Origin of the sequence: Bradyrhizobium sp. 23 (assembly GCF_023073295.1) — a bacterium.
GTDB classification, from domain to species: domain Bacteria; phylum Pseudomonadota; class Alphaproteobacteria; order Rhizobiales; family Xanthobacteraceae; genus Bradyrhizobium; species Bradyrhizobium canariense_D.
In genome coordinates, this window is record NZ_JADPJF010000103.1 from 124,861 (window position 1) to 128,865 (window position 4,005).

At 62.7% G+C, this 4,005-nt stretch carries 3 protein-coding genes; 1 reads left to right on the top strand and 2 read right to left on the bottom strand.

Going from position 1 to position 4,005, the window contains the following annotated elements:
- Positions 1–2,484, bottom strand: a 2,484-nt coding sequence (locus tag IVB32_RS25695) for an adenylate/guanylate cyclase domain-containing protein (RefSeq protein WP_247411784.1), incomplete at its 3' end; no start/stop codon positions are given.
- Positions 2,485–2,747: 263 nt separating this feature from the next.
- On the opposite strand from IVB32_RS25695, the gene IVB32_RS25700 reads away from it, so the two are divergent.
- Positions 2,748–3,239 (top strand): hypothetical protein, encoded by a 492-nt coding sequence (locus IVB32_RS25700; RefSeq protein ID WP_018459438.1) that lies wholly within the window; start codon positions 2,748–2,750, stop codon positions 3,237–3,239.
- Positions 3,240–3,388: 149 nt separating this feature from the next.
- Here IVB32_RS25700 and IVB32_RS25705 read toward each other — a convergent pair.
- On the bottom strand, positions 3,389–4,005 hold a 617-nt coding region (locus tag IVB32_RS25705; RefSeq protein WP_247411787.1), incomplete at its 5' end, for an alpha/beta hydrolase.

Sequence of the window (4,005 nt, forward strand, 5' to 3'; positions counted from 1 at the left end):
GATCGCTGCGGCTTGCTGCTGGAGCTGCTCGGCGGCATCGATCTGGCCCATCACCGTGTGAGTGACGCTGTTCATCATGCAGCAAAGCAGGAGCAAAGATCGTGGGGTCGTGCCGATCGGAGCACTCGCGGTCAGACCCGCAAGGTGGACGCGGGCGGTGGCCAGCATCTTCTCGGCGCGATCGTAGCGGCCGGAAAGAAAATAGGCCTGCCCGAGACTGTATTGCGCGAGATTACGCCAAGCGGGATTTCCCGAGCTTTCCGCCAGATGCACCACATCTTCCCCGATCGTGACAGCTTCAACCGGCGTTCCATAGAAATTCTGGGCACCCGCTCTCATGGTCATGGCCGCGACCTTGCGTTCAATATCGCCAATCGCATCGGCTCGCCGTTCGGCCTCGCTCCCCAAATCCAGGGCTTCGGCGACACGCCCCGACCCGGCAAAGGCCAATCGCGCCTCCATCCGCAGGTCGATGGCGTCCGTTTCGCGCGCGTGCGTCACCGGGATCTTGTCGAGAGAACCCATCGCGATCTCGAAATAATCGACCGCTTCGGCAAAGGCCGAGCGCACCAGACATTTTCGAGCCGCGCTCCTGCCATGCTGAAAAGCCTTCCGCCAATCCTTCGCTCGGGTCGCGTGATAGCAGAGCGTATCCGGACCGTCGGTCCACGCCTCGTCGGTCTCGAGAGCCGCCAGAATGCTGGCATGGATGCTTTCCCGCACCTTCTCGACCATCGAATCGTAGGTCACCTGCCTGACCATCTCGTGCCGGAACTCGAGCGAATCCTCCAACTCACTGTCGATCCTGACGAGCAACTCGGCCCGGTCGAGCGCGGTGAGGCAATCCTGCAGGACGTCTTCCGGCACGGCCGCTACTCTTCGCAGTGTGGCCTGGTCGGCCCGGGGTCCAAGCGCCGCGGCGATCTGGAGAAGCGATCGTTCCTGTCGTGACACACGATCCAGCCGCGCCGCGATCACACCCTGAATGCTGCTGGGGATGCCGAGTTCGTCCACAGGACGCGCAAGGGAAAGGTCGCCCCACTGGCCAAGAAGCATGCCGCTGTCCTTCAAACTGCGGCAGACCTCCTCAATGAACAGCGGAACGTTGGCCGTATGAGAGATGATCCGATTCTTCAGGTCTTCGTTGGTCGTGGCGGGACCAAGCATGTCCGCGAGCATGGCCAGCCCCGAATTGTCATCGAGAGGCCGCATCGCCACGATTTCCGCGCGGCAGCTCGCGATCCACACCGGCATTCCATTGGGCCGCGTCGTCAGCAGCACAAGCAAATCAGGGCATTGCAGCCCCGAAAGGGTCGCGACGACCGCATCGCTGGCCCGATCCATCCAGTGCAGGTCCTCAATCAAAAGGATCGTACGCTGACGACGGGCGACGCTCTCGATGATCGCACAGCTTGCGTCTGAAATCGCACGACCGCGCGCGTGAGGCTCCAATTCATCCCATTGCGGATCGGAAACCGGCAAATCCAGGATCGCGTCGAGAGCCCGCTGTTGCACCACCGGCAATTCGTCTCTGGGATCATCCGTCTTGGTCTGATCTCTTGCTGACGTATCGAGGATCGAGAGCAACAGGCGCTTGAGCGCGCTGTACGGCGCACCCTGGAGATTTGGGCTGCACTCGACATCGATCAGCCGCCAGCCGCCAGCCCGGAGGTCCTGCGCGAATTCATGCGCAAGCCGAGACTTGCCAATGCCGGCGTCACCCATCAGCAGAACCGTCTGCCGGCCGGCAGCAACCCTATCCGCAGCGCGCCACAACAACGCCCGCTCCGTCGTGCGGTCGACGAATCTGGAAACGCTCCGCGCACGTCGGACCCGCCAGCTCGACAGATCACTCGCACCCATCACCCGGTAGACAGGCAGGGGCTCGCCGAAACCACGGAGCGCCTTGCGGCCAAGGAATTCAAAGCGGACGTGTCCGTCCGCCAGCTCCTGGCAGGCTTCGGAGACATAGATCTGGTTCGCCTCGGCTGCCGTCTCCAGCCGAGCCGCGAGGTGCTGGGCTGCGCCGCCGATCTCGTAGACCTTGGAAAATTCGCTCGCGACCATGTAGGCCACCACATGACCCGAGTGCAGGCCGACCCGGACTTGAAGTCCTGGATCGCCCAGACTGCCAACACGCCGGACCAGCTCGATGGCCGCGTGGCAGGCTAAGGGCGCGTGGTTGTCGTCGGCGATCGGGGCGCCGAAGACGGCGGCCAACCCGTCACCCAACTCCTTGCTGACGATGCCGCCGAACTGGCGCACCGCGCCTCTCATCGCCGCAAGAGCAGGCTCGAGGCGCGACACCGCCGCCTCCGGCTCCAGTTCGGCAACAAGACCTGTGGAATCGACGACGTCGGCACGCAGAATCGTCACAAAGCGTCGTTCGCTGTCGGGGTCGACGGGCTGGCGCACCGCCGCTCCGCATTTGGAGCACCAGCGGTCGCCCGGACCAATCGCCGACTGACAAGCGAAGCAATGCATTCCAGCGCCTTCAACCACTGCCTCGGCAGCCTCACCCCAATCCCCGCGAGGCGTTCGACCCAACAATACCTATAGGAAAGTGCATGGCAATTGGGCTTGCGACATAGGCGACGTTACGGGATGGAGGCTCTCTGGACGAAATACATTCCTGAGTGGTAGCGTTGAGGGCGCACAACAAACAGCGTGATCGGCCGTAGCGTGACGCGTATTTTCGGCCACCGCACCAGAGATTTTGACAAACAGACATATGAAGGAAAGAGGCGATGGCCGGACTGGTATATAGCGGCAAGGCATTTCGAGACTTGATGAATAGCAATTACTATCCTTTGGCGAACATGAAGAAGAGCGTCGCGAAGCTCAAGGAGTCCGAGGACATCGACCTGCCGACCTTGGAATACGGCCAGTACCATTTGATTCTGAACCCGGCATCGAACTGGCCGCAGGGCAGCGCCAAGTACTGGCACAAGGAAAAGGGCCGGGCCCGCGTCGACCTCAGCACCCAGCCGAACACAGTCCCCCTGTCCAGGGATGAGCCGGGCGTCATTCCGCTGACGCGATGCGATCTGCTCGATGCCTGCGTCCGGAAATGCTTCAACTCCGAGCCGCCAATCCCGATGAAGACGAAGATCATCACCCACGAAGCCAGCGACGCTTTCGCGCACCGGCACGAGATCCGGCTGGAGTGGGACTACAAGAAGGGCTCGGACAAGCCGACGCTGCTCAATCTGACGATGGTCTGTCCGCACAGATCCTGACGCATTCTGTAGTACGCAAGACGCATCACGCCCGCGCGACTGGCGCGGGCGTAATGTTTGCTTCCGATCGCCGTTCGCCCCAAGGGGGCAGCCCTCGCGCTTGCCAAGACCGTGCTGTCGAAGGAAGCAGCACTGCCAAGACGCTGGTCCTATCCACCGCCTCCAAAAAACCGGTTCAGCTCGTACGCAGTCTGCTGCGGAAGCTCCTCCGGGAAGAAGTGCCCGCCATCAAGCGGCTTTCCGTCGATGTCATCTGCCCACGCCCGCCAGAGCCCCAAGGGGCCGCCCTCGCTCGCATACCACGCGTTGAGGGGGCCGCGACCGCTCCAGAGCACGAGCACAGGGCAGTCAATTCGGCGGCCGGAACGACGGTCCGCCACATCGTGCGCGTGATCGAGTGTCGCGGCCGCACGATATTCCTCGCAGATCGCGTGAACATGCGCCTCATCGCTCAACGCGTCGATATAGGCTGCTCGCACCGCCGGACTGAAGCTGCCGGCCGAAGACCCCCAGCCATGCAGCGCATTGTCGATGATGGCGTCGGGGGCTGCCGACAATAACCGCTCGGGAAGAGGTTCAGGCTGCGCAAGCAACGACCACGGCCAATAGCCGACCGTCAGGTTCTTGTCGGCGCGCTCCCAGGCGTCGGCAATAGGAACGACATCCAGGACGGCAAGCCGCTGCACGCGTTCGCGGTGATCAAGCGCGAGCCGAAAGGCGACACGGCCGCCACGATCATGGCCCGCGACCGAGAAACGGTCGAAGC

What these genes read in the sequence shown, in the direction of transcription:
- IVB32_RS25700 (WP_018459438.1), top strand. Translation starts at nt 2,748, where the DNA reads ATGGCCGGACTGGTATATAGCGGCAAGGCATTTCGAGACTTGATGAAT.